This is a genomic window from Aquiflexum lacus (assembly GCF_015476655.1).
GTDB classification, from domain to species: Bacteria; Bacteroidota; Bacteroidia; order Cytophagales; family Cyclobacteriaceae; genus Aquiflexum; species Aquiflexum lacus.
In genome coordinates, this window is the sequence record NZ_JABFHF010000002.1 from 116,885 (window position 1) to 137,856 (window position 20,972).

A 20,972-nucleotide genomic window follows, 5' to 3' on the forward strand; every position below is an offset into this window, starting at 1 on the left:
ATGGTGATTGAGAGGTGGGGATTAAATGCTTTTAATTTTGAAGATGATTTTTTCAAGATTTTGGACTATTTTTTCTTTCGTCAGTGCGTCCACGGTTTGTAAAGGTGGAGCGATATGAGGTTCACAGATACCCAAATAATAGAGGCTTTCTTTGACACCACAGAGGTAGCTTGAGCTTTTTGGGCTACATCCATAAATGTTCTTTGAAATTTCCAGAATGAGAGGCTGGATTTTGTTGACCATTTCAAAATCATGGTTTTTAGCAGCTTCAAAGAGTCGGACATAGAGACTTGGGAAAATATTAGCACCTCCGTTGACCCCGCCATCACCACCTGAAAAGACAGATTGAGCAAGCATCTCCTCAGGACCTATCAACACAGAAAATTCAGAATTCCCCTTTTTTAGTTCCAATAGGTTCTGGAAGTATACGCCATTTCCCGAACTGTCTTTGATTCCGATAATATTGGGATGTTGGGATAATTTCTGTACCGTCTCAGGCTCTAAAGTGATTTTGGTCATGACGGGAAAATTATACAAAAAGAGTGGCAAGGGGCTCAGGTCCGCAAGTCTGATATAATATTTAAATAGGTCATCCTGATCCAAATGGAAATAGTAAGGAGGGGCAGCCACAACTGCTTCAGCGCCATTTTCTTTAGCGGTTTTGGCTATTTTCAAGCTTACATCCAAAGCCGTATGGGTGATACCGGCCAAGACCAAATGCTGGCCTTGTGATTCCTTACAGGTGATTTCTATCAGTTCTTTTTTGATGGCCGGTTTCAAACTGGAAGCTTCACCTGTGGTTCCCAAAATAAAAATCCCATGGACTCCCCCTTGGGTCAGGTGTCGAATCAATCTTTCTGTCCCTTTCCTGTCCAATTCTCCATTGGATAGTAAAGGCGTAACCATAGGAACAATTATTCCTTCCAATTTATCTGATGTATTTTCTGTATTCATTTTAGATTTTCCAATTTTGATTTGGTATAAAATCCAATTTAAATAAATATCCCATTAGATTATGAAAATGGGCCTTAACTTTTATTTTCTTATGCTGTTAACGTAAATTAGTTTACGTTTGCAAAATAAGACAATTTACTTTTACAAAATAAACTTTATATTTGTGATGTAAATTACTTATGCTTATGGTATTTAAAGAAGATATAGAAGCCGCATACGATGGTCAAAAACGAGTATTAGCCAAAGATTTTGGGTTTATCAAACGTGAAATGTTGGAGATATTCAAACCATCCTCTACTCATGTCGAGGTAATTTCCGGCATAAGAAGATCTGGAAAGAGTACCCTGATGCGACAGATAGTCAAAAAATATTATGAAAAAGTCGCCTATTTCAACTTTGAAGATTCAAGAGTATTTGGTTTTGAAGTAGGTGATTTTTCAAAGTTGGATGATGTCATGGGAGAGGATGTTGAAGCCTACTTTTTTGATGAAATCCAGAATGTGAAGGGTTGGGAGGTTTTTGTGAGACAGCTACATGAAAGAGGGGAGAAAGTATTTGTCACCGGTTCAAATGCTTCACTTTTGAGCCGGGAAATGGGTACAAGATTGACCGGAAGATATCTCAGTCATGAAGTATTCCCTTTTTCATATAAAGAATACCTCACCTTTTTAGGTCTAGATGATAGTCAGGAAAATTTCAATGACTATGTGGTTAAAGGTGGCTTTCCTGAATTCCTAAGAGACCAAAACCCTGAAATACTTCAAATGTTGCTGAAAGATATCTTGTATAGGGATATAGCGGTCAGGTATGGAATAAAAAATACCCATGTGCTGATGGATATCGCACTTTTTTTAATATCCAATATCGGGAAAGAGGTAAGTTTCAATGGTATCCGCAAAACTTTCAATGTCGGTTCGCCTACCACCGTTTCTGATTATTTATCTTGGATGGAGGATTCCTATTTGTTGTTTTTCCTTCCGCGGTTTAGTTGGTCCTCTAAAAGTATATCGAAAAATCCCAAAAAAGTTTATTGCATCGATACTGGATTTGCCAAATCCAATTCATTGAGTTTCATAAAGGATAAGGGAAGACTTTTGGAGAATCTTGTTTATTTGAATTTTAGGAAAAAAAATAAAAAGCTGTATTACTTCAAAGAAAAGAAGGAATGTGATTTTGTGGTTTTTGAGGGAACTGTTTGTCGATGGCTGATACAGGTTACCAATGAATTGAATCCTGACAATAGGGATAGGGAAGTGGAAGGTTTGGTGGAGGCAATGGGGTTTTTCAATATGGATGAGGGTTATATCATCACGATGAATCAAAGTGATCAATTGACAAAGGAAAATAAAAAAATCATCATCCAAGACTTCAAAAAATTCTTTGACCTCTTGAATTAAATAATATATTTTTGTAATATTCTAAGATAAAATGGATGTCCAATGAAACGATTTCTTTCAATTCTCGCTATCGTTATGCTGACTTTTTCCTGTCAGGAAACTGAGGAAAAAAATGAAGAAACAATTTCTCCAGAAGCAGAGGCATTTTTGAATGAGTTCCTCCAATTGGTTGAAAATGATTTTTATAGTTCATTTAGTTTCAATTACACTTGGAAGAAGTCCCAAATTGATCAGGCCATATCGGAATTGACTAAAGATGCCCGGAAAATCGAGGATACTTATATTGCATTGGATAAGGTGTTCGAGATGATTGGGGATGATAAAAGTTATGTGATCAACTCAAGAGGAGAAATTGTAGCAGGAGACAAAAATGCCTTTGATTGTATTTCAGTCCAAAAACAAACACCCGCTTTACCCAATAATATAGCCTATTTGGATATTCCGACCTCTCAATTAAGCCCCGAAGATATAGCTTTGGCCATTCAGGAACAGATAAGGGGGAGAGAATTGGAGGCAACAGATGCTTGGATCATAGACCTCCGAAGCCTGACAGGAGGGAATTTGGAGGGAATGTTGGCCGGTTTGGGGCCTTTACTTGGAGATGGGGTCTTGGGGGCATTTTTTTATGATGACAGTAAAAAAGAAGATTGGGAGTATAAAAACGGTGGATCCTTCATTGGTGGTGTTCGAAAAGTGACTGTTCCAAATGCATTGGAGGTATTATCTCCCTTACCAAAAGTTGCAGTCTTGATTGACGGGTCAACTTGTCGGGAAGGAGAGCAAATATTTGCTGCAATACTTAGTAGGCCCAATACCCGAACCTTTGGTAATGCCACTGCTGGAAGGGCTTTTCTGGAAGACCAACGAAGCCTGGCAGAAGGGCATAAGCTACATTTTGTGAAAGCGATGCTGATGAACAGAGAAAGCAATCTGACCACTTTTCCTAATTTGCACCCGGATGGCAATTCTTCTGTTACAGTAAATTTTGATGATGTATTTGAATGGCTGGGAATTTAAGATTGATTAATTTTATTCTTCAATCCCGAAAAATCCATGTACTCAAACGTCCAAGATTTTCTAAAACAACCTTACCCCTATTATTTCAAGGGGAAAAACCTTTGGATCTTAGCTACGGTGATTTTTGGGATGAGTATGGGCTTCAACTATTTTTTTGAACCTTTTGTGGTTTACAGACCTGAACACAAAGTCAGTTATTTTTGGATTTCCATGATACATTCTTTGAATGCCTTTTTTTGTGTATTGCTCATTATTGGTTTGAACAATTTGAGTGTAAATGAAGACAAGTGGACTGTCAGAAAAGAAATCGCATTGATTGCAGGTGTATTGTTGATGATTGGAATCAGTCAGTTTCTTGTCAGGGATTTTATTTATTCAAATCCTGATAACTGGTCAATAAGATACTTTTTGGAAGAAATCAGAAATACATTTTTGGTAGGAGTTCTGTTTGCAATTATTCTTGTTCCCATGAATTACCTGAGATTATTGAAGGCACATCTGAAAACCGCCAAATCTCTCAACAGTCAGCAACAGCTTGATTTTTCAACACAAAGGGAAAAACTACTTCCTATTGTTACCCAACAAAAAAGTGATGACTTTGACCTCAACCCTGAAGAGTTTTTATTTGCCAAATCGGAAGGGAATTACTTGGAGATATATTTCGAGAAAGGTGACACAGCGAACAAGGTTTTAAAAAGAATGACACTCAAAGAATTTGAAAGCCAATTGCAATCCTTTCCCCATTTTTTCAAAACTCACAGGTCTTTTTTGGTAAATCTCCAAAAAGTAGCGCAAGTAAAAGGCAATGCACAAGGTTATCAATTGAAAGTAAAAAGTCATTCTGATTCACTCCCTGTATCAAGAGGGATGATTGATGACTTTGAAAGAAAGTACAAAGTCTCATAATCTTGCATTTCATCCCAAATCCTTGACATTGATCACAAGGCCCTTTTTTCAATCTTTTCAATATCTACTTTTGGATAAAACAAAATCAAAAATTATGCGCAGACATGACTTAGATTGGCTAAGGGTAATCGTTTTCGGATTGCTGATATTTTACCATGTTGGGATGTTTTTTGTCCCTTGGGGATTCCATATCAAGAATGACATCATTTATCCCGACTTGCGGTGGCCTATGTTATTTGTGAATCAATGGCGTTTGCCTATCCTTTTTGTGATTTCTGGGATGGGAACCTATTACGCCCTTTCCAAAAGAAGCGGTGGACATTTTGCCAAAGAAAGGATTCAAAGACTTTTGTTGCCATTGATGGTTGGTATTCTTTTGGTTGTTCCTCCCCAGGTTTATTTTGAGCGTTTGGATAAAGGTCAATTTACTGAGGGATATTTCGAATTTTGGCCATCACAGGCATTTATCGGAGTTTACCCCGAGGGTAATTTTTCTTGGCACCACTTGTGGTTTTTGCCCTACCTGTTGCTCTTTTCTCTGGTGTTGATTCCTGCTTTCCTTTACCTCAGAAATCATCCTCAAAGCTGGTTATTGAAAAAAATGACTGTCCTAGCTTCCAGGCCTTTTGGTCTGTTTTGGTTGATCATTCCGCTTTATCTATGGGAATCTTTATTGGAGCCTTTTTTCCCCTCCACCCATGCCCTATGGGGAGATTGGTTCAATGTGGTGAATTATATTACACTGTTCTTTTTTGGCTTTTTATTGATTTCTGTCAAAGATATTTTCTGGAAAACTGTTTTGCAAAACAGAAGGAAATACCTCTATTGTGGGTTGGTCGGTTTCACACTATTGATTGGATTGAGACAGGTGTATGCAGATTCTACTTTGATCCATTTCATTGAAGCCTTTTTCAAAGTGTTCAACCTTTGGGCTTGGATATTGGCTTTGTTCGGTTATGCGGCTGCTTACCTGAATCGGCCCAGCACAGCCCTGACCTATGCCAATGAGTCGGTCTATCCATTTTATATTCTTCATCAGACTTTCACTATTGCGATAGGATTTTATTTGATGCACTTGGATTGGGGGTTTTGGCCCAAGTTCCTGGTCATGTCGGCAGGAACATTTGGTTTTTCCTGGTTGGTTTATGAATTTGGTATCAGGAGGTGGAAATGGATTAGACCTTTGTTTGGACTTAAGCAAAGCAAGCCTGAAGGAGTTGGTAAAAGAATTTATGCCTGATTTGTTTAGTTTGTTTCAAAATGATTTTGGACAAATTGGGGGAATTTAAATGTATTCATTAGTTTGCATTTCAATTACAAATTTTGAATTATCATGGTCAGATCCAAGCATTTTTCTGCAGCGATTTCTTTCTTTCTACTTTTCACTTATGCCTGTAATGCTGAACCCATCATGCCCCCTATTCCTCCTGTTGGGAATTCTTATTCCTTGGGGAGGGTCGGAAATGCTGAGGATCTACAGACCGATACGGAAAGTGGACTTGTCCTGATGGGCGGCAGCACGGATGTGGATGCAGCCATGTTATGGATGATCGAAAGGTCGGGCGGTGGGGATTTTGTGATCATCAGGGTAAGTGGCGGAGATGGATACAATGATTACCTCTATAATATGGGTGGACTGAATTCTGTAGAAACCTTGCGTCTCAATACAGTTGAATCCGCCAATGATGAAAAGGTGTTTGAGACCTTGATGAATGCCGAGGCCTTGTTTATTGCGGGTGGTGATCAGTCCCAATACTTGAGATTATGGGAAGGCACCAAAGTTGAAGAGGCCATTCAGTACCTGATCCATGAAAAACAAATTCCGATAGGTGGAACAAGTGCAGGTTGTGCCATTATGGGTGAGTTTGTCTATACAGGGGAAAGCGGTTCCATCATCAGTCAGGAAGCCCTCCAAAATCCATTTGATGAAAGATTGACAGTTCGCCGGTCCAGTCTCATCAATCATCCCCTTTTGCAAAACACAATCACTGACCAGCATTTTTCTCAGAGAGGGAGAGAAGGCAGATTGGTCGGGTTTTTGGCAAGGTTGAAAAACCTTGCCAATAATGAGCTTCTCAAGGCCATTGCAGTAGATGAGAAGACTGCGGTGGTGATTGACAAAGATGGCCAAGCCAAAGTTTTTGGTCAGGCCAATGCTTTTTACCTGATGGAATCCAATGCAGACCAACTAGCCGAAACACTCCAAAACCAAACTCCCCTAACATGGAACCTTGGCCAACAAGCCCTGAAATATAAAACGGTCAATGCTGATCAAAATCCATCTTTGGATCTCAAAACATGGGAATGGGAATGGGATGGATTTTGGTATGTGGAAGCGGGGGAACTAAAGATCAATTGAATTTTTTTCTGGTCATTTAAAAATATAAGAAGGAATATGGATTTAATTTTTTTGAACCACAAAAGAGACAAAAGGAAACAAAAGTGAGTAAAATTTGAGGTTGAATGAAACCAATTTTTTTATTTTTCTTTTGTACCCTTTTGTAACTTTTGTGGTTCATTATTTTTTTAAACCTCCCTGAAAAAGGCATTTACGAAGCTTCCTCGTCTTCTTTTTTGGTTTCGGCGATATCGATTACATCTGATTTTAGGATCCAGCCTTTATCCAGTGCGTGCCTTGCAGCGTCCATGGTATCCGTCACCAAGAGCATCTCCACTCCGAGGTTTTGCATTTTCAATTGAATCTCTTCCATCGCAGCATGCCGGGACACTTGGACATCCCGGATATAAATCATCTTGACCCTACCTGGATAATCTTTGATCACTTGCAGGTAAATTTCCGGGTCATGTTGACCGGAATCGCCGATCAGGATAAAAGGAATTTCTCCATAAAATTCAAATATCTTTTCCACTTGGGACAACTTGTGGTCAAAATGACTACCGGCTATCAATTGTTCCCTGGACAAGCCAATATCCCTTAACATCAAGGGACCTTTGGGAATATGATGCACTTCCAAAAACTCCATCAGGAAATCATAAAGGTTCCAGGGGCTGCTCGATACATAAAACAAGGGGTTGCTTTCGATTTCATCCCTCCCTTTTTCCATTGCTTTGTAAAATGCCGAAACACCTGGAAATGGAATTCGGGAATAGGCATTTCCCAAAAAAGTCGTCTTGATCATTTCCCATAGTCTCGTAGCACCTGTTGGTACAATAGTATCATCAATATCCGAAATGATTCCATACTCCAAATGTTCAGAGGGCATGAATATCTTATTGATGGCCGCTACTTGACCCTGTTTCGAAATGACCTTATCCAATAATTCCAAGTGTACTTCCTCCCATTGATTGGTAAAGGTACAATTGGCAGGAACAGGGATTCTGAATTCAGCATAGCCTTCCTCATCAGATACAGCAATAACTTCATTTTCATAAAATGTAGCTTTGACCCTCACATGGGGTATTTCCCAAGTCATAAAGCGTTTATACATTTTTTGAAAGTTTCTCAATCGCCTATCTTGTGCATCCGAAGGTCCGATTTTTCGGTCCCTGAGAATTCTTGCTACAAAATATATTTCCCGTTCGTTGCCAAAACCTTTGTAAGGCATGATCATGATTGACTTGATCAGTCCTAGTTTGATTCCGGATTTGAGTTTAAAAGAAGAATAAGCCCGCTTGATTTGGTATAAAAAAGGTAGTAGGTAAGATTGGCGTCTTTTCAATTTGACTGGTTTTTAAAAATCAGGAATCCAAATTAGCCAAAATACTGTTGTGATTCTATTCTTTTTTGCGATATTAATAATCGATTTGTCTTTAGGGTATCTGAATTAACAGAATCGGATAAGACAGAATTTTCAAACCCAATCAATCTTTATAACCCAAAATATTTCGTGATGAATCGTAGAAGAGATTTTCTCAAAAAAGCCGGATTGGCAACAGCAGCTTTAGGATTCGGTATTCCCCAATTCAGTTTCACTATGAAAAAACAAGACCCTTTGTTCAAAATCTCTCTTGCAGAATGGTCTGTCAACCGGTTGCTTTTTTCGGGACAGATGGATCATCTTGATTTTCCTTTGATGAGCAAAAAGCATGGAATTCTTGCGGTGGAGTATGTCAATCATTTTTTTATGGATAAGGCTCAGGACAGAAACTATCTCAAGGAAATGAATACCCGATGCGATAATGAGGGGATCGACCAGGTCTTGATCATGGTGGATAGGGAAGGGACTTTGGGAGCCAAGGCTGCTACTGATAGGCAACAGACCGTTGAAAACCATAAAAAATGGGTGGAGGCCGCGGAGTTTTTGGGATGTCATTCCATTCGGATCAATGCCTATACTGAGATTCCTTGGTCAACGGATCCAAAGATGGCTGCAGAAGCTATGAAGCTTTGTGCAGATGGCATGCGATCTCTTTGTGAATTTGCTGATGACTTTGATATCAATATCATTATCGAAAACCATGGCGGATTTTCCATCGATGGCAAATGGCTCGTAGGTATGCTCGAACAGACCGGACATAAAAGAGCCGGCAGCCTACCGGATTTTGGCAACTTTAGGATTTTTAGGGATGAGAACAAACATGTTTCCTATGACTCTTATCAGGGTGTGGATGAACTGATGCCATGGCCAAAGGTGTCAGTCTCAAGCCAACTGTCTTTGATGACAAGGGAAACCAATATCCATTAGACTATGAGCGGATGATGAAAATCGTGCTTTCCCATGGCTACCACGGCTATGTAGGCATCGAGCATGGCGAAAAAGACAAGGAATGGGAAAGTATTGTGGAGATTAGGGATACTTTGGTGGAAGTGAGGGATGCGATGAACGGGTGAATTCCACCTCAAAGCTCATAATCCAAGCAACTTTTCACGTTCTTCTCGTGTCAATTAAACCACCCTTCCAGCCTTACTATCCTCAATGCCTCTTTTTATACCCTTCAATACTCCGGAATTTTCAAAATAAGGGTCATTGCTAGGGGAAGGGTTTGTTTCCTTGGCCAAATCATCTTTCTCGGTAAACTTAACCTTAAACGCCTCGGCCAGTTTCTTAAAAGCTTCAATTATTTCTTTATTATCGCTCTGAATTTCAATAGATTTCAAAGGGTAAATATACAATTAAATTTAAAGGATTTTAAAAATGGATTAGCTTGAAATTATGCAGATATTCAATTTAGGACTTTATGTAAAACACCTTTTCCTGAAATTCAGGCACTTCCTTGTAAGTTTCAGCCTTCCCAATCTTCCAATTTTCTAATTTTTCAATCTTCCAATCCTCCACGACGGACAAGTTCTTTAAATCCCCTACCTTTGCCCCATGGACAGTACCGTAAAAAAAGACATTAGGAAGTTTACCTTGGAGCAGTTGGAAGAATTTTTTATCTCCCATGGTGAAAAGAAGTTTCGTGCCAAGCAGGTGTATGAATGGCTGTGGAACAAGTCCCTGAAAAACTTTGATGACATGAGCAATATCTCTAAAGAAACCAGGGAAATGCTCAAAGAGAACTTCACCATCAACCACATATTGGTGGACCTGATGCAGCACTCTACCGACGGTACAATCAAAAATGCCGTGAAGCTTTATGACGAGAAAATAGTAGAATCTGTTCTGATCCCCACCACAAAAAGAATCACCGCCTGTGTTTCCTCTCAAGTGGGTTGCAGCCTGGATTGTAACTTCTGTGCCACTGCAAGACTTAAACGCATGCGAAACCTCAACCCAGACGAAATCTACGATCAAGTAGTGGCAATAAAAGAAGAGGCAGAGACTTACTTCAACAGGCCCCTGACCAATATAGTATTTATGGGAATGGGCGAACCACTTCTCAATTATGCCAATGTCATAGAAGCCATCGACAAAATCACATCTCCTGATGGCCTGGGAATGGCAGCGAGAAGGATCACACTTTCTACAGTCGGGATACCCAAAATGATCAAAAAGATGGCTGATGATGAGGTGAAGTTCAATCTTGCCGTTTCCCTGCACTCAGCCATCAACGAAACCCGTAGCAGGTTAATGCCCATCAATGATGTCAATCCCTTAGAGGATTTGGCTGAATCCCTGAAGTACTGGTATCAAAAAACCAAACGAAAAGTCACCTATGAATATGTAATCTGGGAAGGCATCAACGACAACGAAGAACATGCCAGGGCTTTGGCAAAATTCTGTAAAATCATTCCTTCCAAAGTCAATATCATCCAATACAACCCAATCGACGAGGGTGAATTCCGTCAGGCATCCAAGGAAGCCGTGGAAATGTATGTCCGGATATTGGAACAAAACGGCATCATCGCCAAAGTCAGAAAATCCCGTGGGCAGGACATCGATGCTGCCTGTGGGCAATTGGCGAATAAGAATGAAGTGGGGCAGTTGGGGTAGGATTATTGCCCACAAAGACACTAAGACGCAAAAGAAATAAAAGGATCAACCCTGACAACCAATTTAGTTAAAGATTGTCGGAGGGCCTAGGTGTAGTCCGGTACAATTGTCGGGAGTATCTACACCTTTCAATCCTTGGAATTTCCGTTGATAATTGTTTTAGCTATCAGTCAAAGAAAATTCAACTACGTTTGGCTCTTCATCGACGGTAAGCGCATAGATTTTTTTGTTTTTTTCATCTACCGTGATACTCAAAAGAGGAAAGTTCACCTGATATTGATTGAGAAGATTCCCTTCATAATCCACCTCAAAAATTCTGTTCAAGCTGTCGGAATCACTAAATTTTTGCCAATGTTTCCCACTGTATAATAAAAAGAATGAGGTTTCACCCGGATAAACATCGATATAACGGCTTGGACTTGTTCTGTCGACAGAAGCCATCTGATAGCCCATGCTATAGCTGATTTCAAAATTTGGGATTTCATTTACCGGACCGTAAATGGTTTTGATTGTCTCACTTTCCAGATGGATGATTTCTATAAAATCTACTATACTTCCGGCCTTGATGAAATAGGTTTTGGTGGGATTTCCTTTGATTTCCCCCTGAAATATACTGCTGATGACATTGGCATCGAGATCCTCTTTTTTTATTCTTGTTGGATATTCTTTACCTGTGACCATATCTTTCCAGTTACCAAATTGCCTGAGGGTATCTCCTGAGATACTGAATTCAAAATATTTGGTCCAGCCATCTACTAACGTGGAAAGCAATGTAGAATCTGAAGTCCAGGAAAGGTCCGTGCTGAAGACCCCAGTTTTCATTTCCCTGCCAGTCTGTTCCTCAGCAAGTTTGACTGTATCATAAAGGTCAAATTTTGAAAATTTGATCTGTTCCATATCGAAAGTCCAAAACTTTCCGGCTTCTCCCCGGTCCTCAATTTTATAGGCCAAGGTGATTTCTCCGGGACCTAAACCATGGATGCCTTTTGAACTTTTGTAAGTTTCATTTGCAATATCGATGATTTGGATTTTATTGTCATATTCATTTTTTCTTTCAGTGACAATCAAATGACCTTCCTTGAGAAAGATGTACCGGGGATTGATGATTTCTTCAAAGTTGTATTTTTTCCCCTTTAAAAAAATCGGGGCAGGTAAATCATCCTCCGTGAATACAATAAAATCAGATCCTGGCTCATTTTTACAGGAAAATAATAATACAGCTGATAAAAAAATTATGGAGAATATCTTCATCTTCTAAAATTTTAATTTTCAATTTAAAAAGAATTCTAAATTATTCAAATGGGCATGGCTTATGATAATGGTTTTCACTTAGTCTCTTTCGTTAATCTAATTGTTTATTTAGTTAAAGATAGTGAGATTTTGTATAGCAGGCAAATTAGACATTCAACGGAAAGAACATGGACCAACACTTTGAATGAAGCGGAAGCCCTTCCTCCAGCACCTTTGGTAAAACAAGAACACTTGGACGAGCTGATCCGGTTGGCGATGGAGGATTATATGAAGCGGTTGAAGTGAATGTCAAGGAAAGTTTTGTTTTCTAGAATTGTAATTTTGCTTCTGGATATATACCCATGGTGACTTTGCAACAATGAATTTTAATTTACTTCTTAAGGTTTGTATCTTTGAAAAAACTACACAATGCAAGGTGATTTCTATCTTTCCAAGATAAAAATTTTTGTAAATTAGTAGAGTCCCTGAGGAAACCCTGAAATCTTTCCCAGACTGAAATGGTAAAAAAACAACGCTTCTATGTTGAGGCACGATTAAATCGAAATATCATGAAAACAGTAAATACATTTATTATTCATCCGGAGACAGCAGAACAAGAAATCGCTCTAAAGGCATTTATCGAGGCACTTAAAATCAAATTTGAGATTACCAAGGAAAAACCTTATGACCCGGAATTTGTGGCCAAAATTCAAGAAAGCAGAAGGCAGGCCCAAAAAGGGGAAACTGTAAAGATGGATTTGGACGATATATGGAAAGATTAATTGAGTTCACTATCCAGGCTAAAGAAGATATTGGCCATTTCAAAAAGTCTGGTCAAAACGGCATCCTGAAAAAAATCCGCAAACTCATCGAATCGGTTCAGCAAACACCCTTTGAAGGTATTGGAAAACCGGAGCCTTTAAAACATGGGCTCTCTGGATGCTGGTCTCGCAGAATCAACAAAGAGCATCGTCTAGTTTACGAGGTTTTCGATCATAAAATCTTTATTCTTTCTGCAAAAGGACATTATTGAAAAAAGCCTTTTTATAACAGGATTTTTAGTTTTTTTAGATATTTCAGTAAAGCTATTGGAAGTTAATCAACCCACGTGGGTAAAGATTGGCGAAGGCGCTAGGTGTATTCCAGTACGGTTGTAGGGAGCATCTACACCTTTCTATCCGTGGATCCCGTACAGTGGTCGGGAGCAATTCCCGAATTTCATAGGTGCCAAATTTAAAACCTAGGAGGATATGGCTTTTAGTGATTCAATTGCATCCTGATAGCTATCGGGATGGTTGGAAGATTGTAGGGCGTAATTGCAAACTACACCCAGCTTCCATTCAAGCTTATTCTTCTCTTAGGGAGGTGCAGTTTTATTGACCCTTGTTCTTTATTTTTAAGAATTTCCTTTCCTTTTCCCGATGTTTAAATAGTTTTGTGCTGACCCAAATAATGATTCCATGAAAAATCTACTCGTTTTATTTTTGCTTTTCGCATCATTTCAATTGGCCAAGGCCCAGGAACAAGGGGACACCCGTATTCAATTGGGGGTGGATTACAGGTTTCAGATCAATATTATCGGGGCCAATGCAGGGGTTGAATATTTCTTTGTGGATAAGTTTTCGATTGCTCCGAATTTCACCTATTGGTTTCCAAATGTCGGAAGGGAGTCCAATCTGAATGTGGATTTGCGCTATTACATTACAGAAGGCGTGTCCCAGATCTATGTGTTGGGGGGATACAATAATCTTTGGCTCAATACGCAACCGGGACTTCCGGGAACTACGATTTCTAGAGCGGGGGGTAATTTTGGTGTCGGATCTTATTTCGACCTGATCGGTAACCTTGGAATGAATACGGAATTTAAGGTACAAAGTCAGAATACCAGACAAACCGTGCTAAGGGTTGCATTGGTTTGGAAATTGTAAAAATCTATTTTTTACTGAATTCAAAAAGCTTCCTTTTTTCTTCCTTGCTAAGCGCATCGTAGCCTTTTTCGGCGATTTTGTCAAGGATAAGATCAATTTCCTCTTGGGTAGCAACTTCAATTTTTCCTGATGAACTATTTCCTGTCTTAGATGGAGCCGGGTCAGGAGTGGTGGTGTATGATTTCTTTTTTCGGTAAGTCACTTTTACAGAGGGCTTTTTCTCGAAAATATTGACAAAAAAGTTTCCGATAGCCTGTATCCAAACGCCTAAATCTTTTCCTTTTTGAAGTTGATAGACATAGATAAAACCCAAAGCTGCCCCACCCAAATGCGCCAACTCCCCTCCGGCATTCTCACCAGCAGAGTTTACAAATGCAATGAGCACATAGAAAATGGCGATGTATTTGATCTTAACAGGACCGAGAAGTAGTAGGAAAAAGGTGGTATTGGGTGAAAGCGTGGCTGCTGCCACTACTACGGCATAAACACCCGCACTTGCCCCTAGCATCCTGGAAGAACTTACGACTTCACTGAAATAGGGAGAAATATTGTACATCACCACATAAAGTAATGCTCCTGCCAATCCACCTAGGATATAAATATTAGCCAGTTTCCGACTTCCTAGATATTCATGTAAAAGCAGCCCAAACCAATATAGGAAAAGCATATTGAACAGGATGTGGAATAATCCTTCATGAAAAAACATATAAGTCAAAATTGACCATGGTTGGGTAATAATCTGACCAATATCTGCAGGCATCATCAAAAGGGACCTAAAAGCCTGATACAATGATCCTGCCCCTGAAAAAGTAAAAATGACCCTGACAACAAGCATGGCAAAAAACACCAGAATGTTGATCGCAATGATCTTATACAAGCTGTTGTTGTTTTGCTTGAAAGCGTTTCTAAGGTTTAACAAGAATCCTCCGTACATAATCTATCAATAAAAGTTTTTTCTGTCTTTTTTCCAATAATATACAAGACCAGCTCCGATCACCAATCCGCTCAGATGGGCAAAATGCGCTACATTGTCACTGGGGTTATTATTTAGAATCGCATACAAGGTATAAAGTCCGTAAAATAAGACCAAATATTTGGCTTTCACAGGCATAGGGGGAAATAATAAAAACAATTGGGTATTGGGAAAGAGCATGCCAAAGGCTATAAGGACTCCAAAAAGAGCACCTGAAGCACCTACCATTGGTATGTTGACCTGAATATCCCTGATACCCATCAGGTTTTCTTTTGCCCGCTGAATCAATCCGCTGTCCTCAGGATTTCTGCTGTAAGCATCAATAAAATCATAAACTCCTGATTTGAAAAAGTGTTTGTTATCCTTTACAAAATCGCTGAAGAGATCAGGGCTTGGATTTTCATAAAATGCACTTATTTTGTTATCAAGTTGGTGCATTTTAAAGGAGGTATATCCTGAATATAATAATCCCGAACCTACGCCACAGACCATCCAAAGTATCAAAATCTTTTTTGGACCCAGAAATTGTTCCAATAAAGGCCCGAATATAAACAGTCCAAACATATTGCTGAACAAATGCCAGAAATCAGCATGCATGAACATATATGTCAGAAACTGGAATGGTAGAAACCTACTGCTATTTACATAATACAATGCAAATATGGACTTCAGCTGAGGCATCAGAAATGCAGTAATCACATAAACGCCTACTGTGATGAGCAAAAGGTTTTTAACTACAGGTGTTAGATTTCTAAACATATCTTATCTTGTAAAAAAGCTTTGTATTTGAGGTAAATCCAGTTTGACGAAGGTTTTGTTCCCTGAGAGCCCATAATTAGGGTTTTGACAGGCGAACAACTGCCCAACAATGGTCTCCATTTCTGCCGATGCTAATATATTCCCTTTTTTTATAGAAGATCTTCTGGCCAAGGAACGTGCCAGATTTTCCCTGTTGTCCAAAGAAAGTTCGGATTTGAAATGCTTGAATTGATCAATCAGGCCTTCAAATAGCCTTTTTTCATTGGTTACATAGATATCTGCAGGCACACCTTGTATCAATATGGTACTTTTCCCAAATTCCTCAATGACAAAGCCCAAACTGTGGAGCTCGTCAATGATATCCATCACCAGTGCAAAGTCAGCCTGTGCCAATTGTATATGTTGTGGGAAGAGACATTGCTGAGAAGCACCTGCGGCTTTGGTCAGTTGCTTGGTGTATTTCTCGTAAAGGATCCTTTCATGTGCAGCTTGCTGGTCTATAATGAGTAATCCTGAAGACATCTGTGCAATAATATAATTGTTTTCTACCTGAAATGTCGCCCCTGAATTTCTTCCCTCATTCAATTTGAATACATCCTCGTTTGCTTTTGAAGGGAACGTCAGGACATCATCTTGGTTTTCTAAATCCAAGGATTTAATTTCTTTTGTCATGTTTAGGTTTTCACCACTTTCGAAGAGTTTCTCCCATCCCGAAACAGACTGTTTTATGAACGCAGGACTTTGAAAAGTCTTGTATTGATTTTCCGGACCGACTGTGTCAGGTTTATATGCATTTTCTATACTGACTCTTTCGGACTGTAACTTATCGCTTTTCCAATTTTCATTGAAGTTGACATCAAGCCCAAAATCCAAAGAAGGAACCACATTATGGGCGCCAAGGGCCTGTTTCACAGCTGACCTTACTACCCCATAAACTGTCCTTTCGTCATCAAATTTGATTTCAGTTTTGGTGGGATGGACATTGATGTCAATATGACTTGGATCAATATCCAAAAAAAGCACATAAAAAGGGTGCATATCAGCGGCCATCAATCCTTCATAGGAATGGACCACTGCATGGTGGAGGTAGTTGTTTTTGATGTATCGGTTATTGACAAAAAAGAATTGGTCACCACGGGATTTTTTGGAAGATTCCGGTTTCCCGATATATCCCTTAATGTTGAGGTGGGGCGTATCTTCGATACAAGCCACTAAGTGATTTTGAAAAGATTTCCCAAAAATACCGACAATTCTTTGGCTAAGTTTTCCGGGAGGCAGGTTAAACAGTTCCATGTCATGCTGCATAAATGTAAACCCAATCTCAGGATAGGAAAGTGCTACTCTTTGAAATTCTTCCACGAGATGTTTCATTTCCACTGCGTTTGATTTCAGAAAATTCCGCCTGGCAGGTACATTGAAAAACAGATTTTTTACGGCAATGGAAGTGCCATCCTGTGTTGCGATAGGTTCCTGTTTTTTGACTTCCGAATCCTCAATCTGAAGCATGGTGCCAAGTTCTTCGCCCCGCAATCTGGTTTTCATTTCCACCTGTGCTACAGCAGCGATAGAGGCAAGTGCTTCACCCCTGAATCCGAAAGTACGTATGGCAAACAGATCTTCTGAAGTCCGAATTTTGGAAGTGGCATGTCTTTCAAAGCTCATTCTGGCATCTGTCAAGGACATACCTTTGCCATTGTCAATGACCTGAATAAGATTTTTTCCAGCTTCTTTCACCAGCACATTGACCTTGGTTGCACCGGCATCCACGGCATTTTCCATCAGTTCTTTCAATGCTGAAGCAGGTCTCTGAACTACTTCGCCAGCAGCGATCTGATTGGCAATGGCATCCGGAAGAAGTTGGATAATGTCATTCATCGGCGACTTTTTCCTTTTAACCTAAAAAATAAATAAACCAAACCACCGCCCATAAAAATAAACAACATGGTGTACAGTGCATCAGGCCCTAAGTAAACATATCCAAAGAAGGCTCCCAGAAGCACGATGAAAATCACCAATCGGATCATTCCTGCGCTTGTAACCATAGAAGCGGTTCTTCCTTTGATAGGACTTCCCTGGGTAAATGATCCTCGAATGGAGGAACCATAATCTCTGTTTAACACGTCACTGTCTTCATTTTCCAACGGAAGCTTCCCGTCAGCCTGAAGCTCTCTTTTGATTTTGGCCGTCCGCTGGTTTATTTCTTCTTTTACAGGATCATAATACCTGGGCTTGATATCAAACCGCATGGGTTTGGCTGTTCTGAAAATTGAAGGAAATTTCATTTTGGGAATTTATTCAAATGGATTTGTACAGTATAATTTCAAAATCTTTCATCCGCAAATCAAAAATTGATCTTTGGGCTTAAATTTTCCGTGTAAGTTTGTACAATTGAGTGTATATTGATACAAAGTTATTTTAAAATTCAAGCAATAAAAATAAAACAGTGGCATGCGGGTAAAAGTTTGGGGTGTTCTGATTGCATTGTTGGTGATTTTTCAATCAGATGCTGTTTTGGGTTTGGAAAGATCAGGTTCCAAAGTTCTTAAAGAGGACAAGGATCCTTTTATTTCTTTGGATGAAAACAGGCAGATGGCTTGGGTTGACAGTGTTTTTGAAAATCAAAATTTTGAAGATCGACTCGGTCAGCTTTTCATGGTAGCAGCCTATTCCAATAAAGATGAAAGGCACAAACAGGATCTTGCCAGGTTAATATCGCAGCACAATATTGGGGGACTGATATTTTTTCAAGGTGGTCCAGTGAGACAGGCCAATCTGACTAATTATTTTCAATCTATCAGCAGGGTACCGCTGTTTATTGCCATGGATGCAGAATGGGGGGTTAGCATGCGGTTGGATTCCGTGATTACTTTTCCAAAAGCCATGACTTTAGGAGCTTTGACAGATGATGACCTCATTTATGAGATGGGAAAAGAAATTGCCTATCAGTTCAAAGAACTGGGAATGCACATCAATTTTGCCCCTGTGGTAGATGTAAATTCAAATCCAAACAATCCCGTGATCGGATACAGGGCATTTGGAGAAGAAAAAAGACTTGTAGCGAGAAAATCAATTGCGTACATGAAGGGACTTCAAGACCATGGGGTAATGGCCAATGCCAAGCATTTTCCAGGTCATGGGGATACAGAATCTGATTCCCACTATACATTGCCTATTATCAGACACTCCGAAACCAGAATCAAGGATATAGATCTATATCCTTACCGGGAAATGATCGACAATGACCTGATGAGTGTCATGGTTGCTCATTTGCACATACCAAGCTTGGACAGTGAAAGGAATAAGGCCACCTCACTATCCAAATATGTGGTCAGTGATCTCCTCAAAAGACAGATGAACTTTGATGGACTGGTATTTACAGATGCCCTGAATATGAAAGGTGTTAGCAGTTATGTCAAGCCTGGAGAAGTTGAGTTGGCGGCTTTGTTGGCAGGAAATGATGTGTTGGTTTTTTCTCAGGATGTGCCGAAAGCAAAAGCCCTGATACTTCAAGCCATAGCTGAAGGGAAAATTTCACAAGAAGAGGTGGATGAAAGGATCAGAAAAATCCTTAAAGCCAAATTTTGGGCAGGATTGGGCAGGACAGAAGAAATAGAAACCAAAAATCTGGTCAACAGACTCAATGCCCCATCCGCGAAATTGCTTGCTGAAAATTTATATGCAAGTGCCATCACAGTGACTTCCAATAAGGACGATTTTCTCCCAATCAAACAATTGGATCTCAAGAAAATGGCATCTCTAACTATAGGAGGGAACGGCTTGGAATTTCAAAAAAAGCTTGACAAATATGCCCATTTTGAACATTTTCAAATCAGCAAGGGACTGGATGCCGGCAGTCTGGATAATATTGAAAAAAAGTTAAAAGATTTTGATACGGTCATCATCGGGGTCATGGGGATTTCCAATAGTCCCACTCGGAGTTTTGGTGTCACGATGACAGACTTTAATTTTATCAAAAAACTGGGACAGGAGAAAAATGTGGTTTTAGTAACTTTTGGGAATGCCTATGCAACCAAATATATACCCGAAATACCACATAATATTTTGGCTTATGAAAACAATTCCTTCACGCAAAGACTCGTGCCTGAAATTATTTTTGGAGCTAGGGCTGCAAGGGGGATTTTACCGGTATCTATTAATCTTAATTTAAGATCAGGGGCGGGAGGATATCTACCCGGAATAGGCAGATTGGCCTACAGTATTCCTGAGAGTCAAGGAATGGACAGTAAGGTGTTGGCCAGAATAGATACAGTAATGGATGTAAGCATTAAAAAAAGGGCTTTTCCTGGAGGAGTGGTTTTGGTTGCCAAAAATGGACAGGTAGTTTTTGAAAAAGCTTATGGACATTATGATTACAAAAAAACCAAAGAAGTAACTACAGAGACAGTCTACGATTTGGCTTCAATCACCAAAGTGTTGGCCACAACACAGGCTGTTATGTTTTTGGCCAGCCGTGGGGTGATTGATATGGACAAACCCATCGGTAGATATATTCCCGAACTGAGGAGTACCAACAAAGGAAATTTAATTTTGAAGGATATCCTTGCCCATGAGGCTGGTTTGTTGGCTTTTATTCCACACTATGCAAAAACGGTGGAAGCAGGTTCTTGGAAATCTGATTTTTACAGATCCAAAGAGGAGCCAGGTTATTCCTTACCAGTTTCCAATGAAATGTTCGCTGTCAATTCGTTAAGAGATAGTTTATGGGTCTGGACTGTGAACTCAGACCTCAGAAATCCTAGCCCCGGAAGAAGAAAATATGGCTATGTCTATTCTGACCTCACCATGTATTTGATGCAGGCTTTGGTAGAAACAATGACGAATCAGCCTATGGATGAATTTTTGGATCAGAATATCTACGCGCCTTTAGGTTTACAGACCATGTCATTTAACCCGATGAAAAAGTTTACCAAGGACTTGATAGCTCCTACAGAAGATGATATTACATTTAGAAAAAGACTTGTTCAGGGCTATGTCCATGATCCGGGTGCCGCCATGTATGGAGGGGTCGCTGGACATGCCGGCTTATTTGGAAAGGCAAATGATCTGGCGGTGATGATGCAGATGATGATCAATGGAGGAAAATATGGAGATGTTCATTTTTTAGATGAAAAGACCATTGCTGAATTTACCAAAAGACAATCCATTCAGAGCAGAAGAGGTTGGGGATGGGATAAACCTGAACCTGAAATGGGAAAAGGAGGTAGCGCAGGTGTATTGGCGCCGAAAAGCACATTTGGACATACAGGTTTTACCGGGACTTGCGTTTGGGCGGACCCTGATAATGACCTGATTTATGTTTTTCTATCGAACAGGGTTCATCCGAATGCCAATAACACTATTCTACTGAAAGATGGAGTGAGGACCGAAATCCATGATATTATCTACCAAGCCATGAGAAGTCCGGCCCAACAAAAAGGATTTTGGAATTTAATGGAATAGATATTGAACAAAA

General features: G+C 39.7%; 21 protein-coding genes. 13 read left to right on the forward strand and 8 right to left on the reverse strand.

The features are described from left to right. Positions 1 to 21: 21 nt before the first annotated feature. Entirely contained in the window at positions 22 to 954 is a 933-nt protein-coding gene (locus tag HMJ38_RS02530; protein ID WP_194972811.1) for a dihydrodipicolinate synthase family protein, read from the reverse strand. A gap of 185 nt (positions 955 to 1,139) precedes the next feature. Between HMJ38_RS02530 and HMJ38_RS02535 the strand changes: the two genes are divergently transcribed. The 5 genes from HMJ38_RS02535 (at position 1,140) to HMJ38_RS02555 (ending at position 6,633) form a co-directional block, all read left to right on the forward strand. Further along, entirely contained in the window at positions 1,140 to 2,351 is a 1,212-nt protein-coding gene (locus HMJ38_RS02535; protein WP_194972812.1) for an ATP-binding protein, read from the forward strand. Positions 2,352 to 2,393: 42 nt separating this feature from the next. Beyond that, entirely contained in the window at positions 2,394 to 3,368 is a 975-nt protein-coding gene (locus tag HMJ38_RS02540; RefSeq protein WP_194972813.1) for a S41 family peptidase, read from the forward strand. A 36-nt stretch (positions 3,369 to 3,404) separates the two neighbouring features. Further along, entirely contained in the window at positions 3,405 to 4,274 is an 870-nt protein-coding gene (locus HMJ38_RS02545) for a LytR/AlgR family response regulator transcription factor (protein ID WP_194972814.1), read from the forward strand. A gap of 94 nt (positions 4,275 to 4,368) precedes the next feature. After that, positions 4,369 to 5,514 (forward strand): acyltransferase family protein, encoded by a 1,146-nt coding sequence (locus HMJ38_RS02550; RefSeq protein WP_194972815.1) that lies wholly within the window; start codon positions 4,369 to 4,371, stop codon positions 5,512 to 5,514. 93 nt (positions 5,515 to 5,607) lie between these two features. Beyond that, on the forward strand, positions 5,608 to 6,633 hold the full coding sequence (locus HMJ38_RS02555; RefSeq protein ID WP_194972816.1) for a cyanophycinase: 1,026 nt from the start codon (positions 5,608 to 5,610) through the stop codon (positions 6,631 to 6,633). 190 nt (positions 6,634 to 6,823) lie between these two features. Here HMJ38_RS02555 and HMJ38_RS02560 read toward each other — a convergent pair whose 3' ends face one another. Next, a complete protein-coding gene (locus HMJ38_RS02560; RefSeq protein WP_194972817.1) occupies positions 6,824 to 7,954 on the reverse strand; it encodes an App1 family protein in 1,131 nt (376 codons plus the stop codon). 171 nt (positions 7,955 to 8,125) lie between these two features. Between HMJ38_RS02560 and HMJ38_RS02565 the strand changes: the two genes are divergently transcribed. Next, entirely contained in the window at positions 8,126 to 8,920 is a 795-nt protein-coding gene (locus tag HMJ38_RS02565; protein WP_228779840.1) for a TIM barrel protein, read from the forward strand. Positions 8,921 to 8,931: 11 nt separating this feature from the next. Beyond that, positions 8,932 to 9,066, forward strand: a complete 135-nt coding sequence (locus tag HMJ38_RS25500; RefSeq protein WP_262892865.1) for a hypothetical protein — start codon at positions 8,932 to 8,934, stop codon at positions 9,064 to 9,066. 54 nt (positions 9,067 to 9,120) lie between these two features. Here HMJ38_RS25500 and HMJ38_RS02570 read toward each other — a convergent pair whose 3' ends face one another. Next, complete coding sequence (locus HMJ38_RS02570) at positions 9,121 to 9,333, reverse strand: hypothetical protein (RefSeq protein WP_194972818.1); 213 nt, start codon at positions 9,331 to 9,333, stop codon at positions 9,121 to 9,123. 214 nt (positions 9,334 to 9,547) lie between these two features. Between HMJ38_RS02570 and rlmN the strand changes: the two genes are divergently transcribed. After that, on the forward strand, positions 9,548 to 10,609 hold the full coding sequence (gene rlmN / locus HMJ38_RS02575; protein WP_194972819.1) for a 23S rRNA (adenine(2503)-C(2))-methyltransferase RlmN: 1,062 nt from the start codon (positions 9,548 to 9,550) through the stop codon (positions 10,607 to 10,609). Positions 10,610 to 10,768: 159 nt separating this feature from the next. Here the strand turns inward: rlmN and HMJ38_RS02580 are convergent, their stop codons facing one another. Next, entirely contained in the window at positions 10,769 to 11,860 is a 1,092-nt protein-coding gene (locus tag HMJ38_RS02580) for a BF3164 family lipoprotein (RefSeq protein ID WP_194972820.1), read from the reverse strand. A gap of 54 nt (positions 11,861 to 11,914) precedes the next feature. On the opposite strand from HMJ38_RS02580, the gene HMJ38_RS25250 reads away from it, so the two are divergent. The 4 genes from HMJ38_RS25250 (at position 11,915) to HMJ38_RS02595 (ending at position 13,767) form a co-directional block, all read left to right on the forward strand. Then, positions 11,915 to 12,145 (forward strand): hypothetical protein, encoded by a 231-nt coding sequence (locus tag HMJ38_RS25250; protein ID WP_228779841.1) that lies wholly within the window; start codon positions 11,915 to 11,917, stop codon positions 12,143 to 12,145. 263 nt (positions 12,146 to 12,408) lie between these two features. Further along, positions 12,409 to 12,621, forward strand: a complete 213-nt coding sequence (locus HMJ38_RS02585) for a DUF2683 family protein (protein ID WP_194972821.1) — start codon at positions 12,409 to 12,411, stop codon at positions 12,619 to 12,621. After that, the gene (locus tag HMJ38_RS02590; protein WP_194972822.1) at positions 12,609 to 12,872 is read left to right on the forward strand and encodes a Txe/YoeB family addiction module toxin; all 264 of its coding nucleotides are present in this window, start codon (positions 12,609 to 12,611) and stop codon (positions 12,870 to 12,872) included. Before HMJ38_RS02585 ends, HMJ38_RS02590 begins: the two co-directional genes overlap by 13 nt. 427 nt (positions 12,873 to 13,299) lie before the next feature. Continuing rightward, complete coding sequence (locus HMJ38_RS02595) at positions 13,300 to 13,767, forward strand: hypothetical protein (protein WP_194972823.1); 468 nt, start codon at positions 13,300 to 13,302, stop codon at positions 13,765 to 13,767. A 4-nt stretch (positions 13,768 to 13,771) separates the two neighbouring features. Here HMJ38_RS02595 and HMJ38_RS02600 read toward each other — a convergent pair whose 3' ends face one another. The 4 genes from HMJ38_RS02600 to HMJ38_RS02615 are packed head-to-tail and all read right to left on the reverse strand — an operon-like array spanning position 13,772 to position 17,781. After that, positions 13,772 to 14,701 (reverse strand): rhomboid family intramembrane serine protease, encoded by a 930-nt coding sequence (locus HMJ38_RS02600; RefSeq protein ID WP_194972824.1) that lies wholly within the window; start codon positions 14,699 to 14,701, stop codon positions 13,772 to 13,774. A 6-nt stretch (positions 14,702 to 14,707) separates the two neighbouring features. Continuing rightward, positions 14,708 to 15,499, reverse strand: coding sequence for a rhomboid family intramembrane serine protease (locus HMJ38_RS02605; protein WP_194972825.1), 792 nt, complete (start codon positions 15,497 to 15,499; stop codon positions 14,708 to 14,710). 3 nt (positions 15,500 to 15,502) lie between these two features. Continuing rightward, on the reverse strand, positions 15,503 to 17,374 hold the full coding sequence (gene mutL / locus HMJ38_RS02610) for a DNA mismatch repair endonuclease MutL (RefSeq protein WP_194972826.1): 1,872 nt from the start codon (positions 17,372 to 17,374) through the stop codon (positions 15,503 to 15,505). After that, positions 17,371 to 17,781, reverse strand: coding sequence for a hypothetical protein (locus HMJ38_RS02615; protein WP_194972827.1), 411 nt, complete (start codon positions 17,779 to 17,781; stop codon positions 17,371 to 17,373). The genes mutL and HMJ38_RS02615 overlap by 4 nt, the downstream gene beginning before the upstream one ends. A 166-nt stretch (positions 17,782 to 17,947) precedes the next feature. Here HMJ38_RS02615 and HMJ38_RS02620 point away from each other — a divergent pair, with 166 nt between their 5' ends. Then, on the forward strand, positions 17,948 to 20,959 hold the full coding sequence (locus HMJ38_RS02620) for a glycoside hydrolase family 3 N-terminal domain-containing protein (protein WP_194972828.1): 3,012 nt from the start codon (positions 17,948 to 17,950) through the stop codon (positions 20,957 to 20,959). The last annotated feature ends 13 nt before the right edge of the window (positions 20,960 to 20,972 follow it).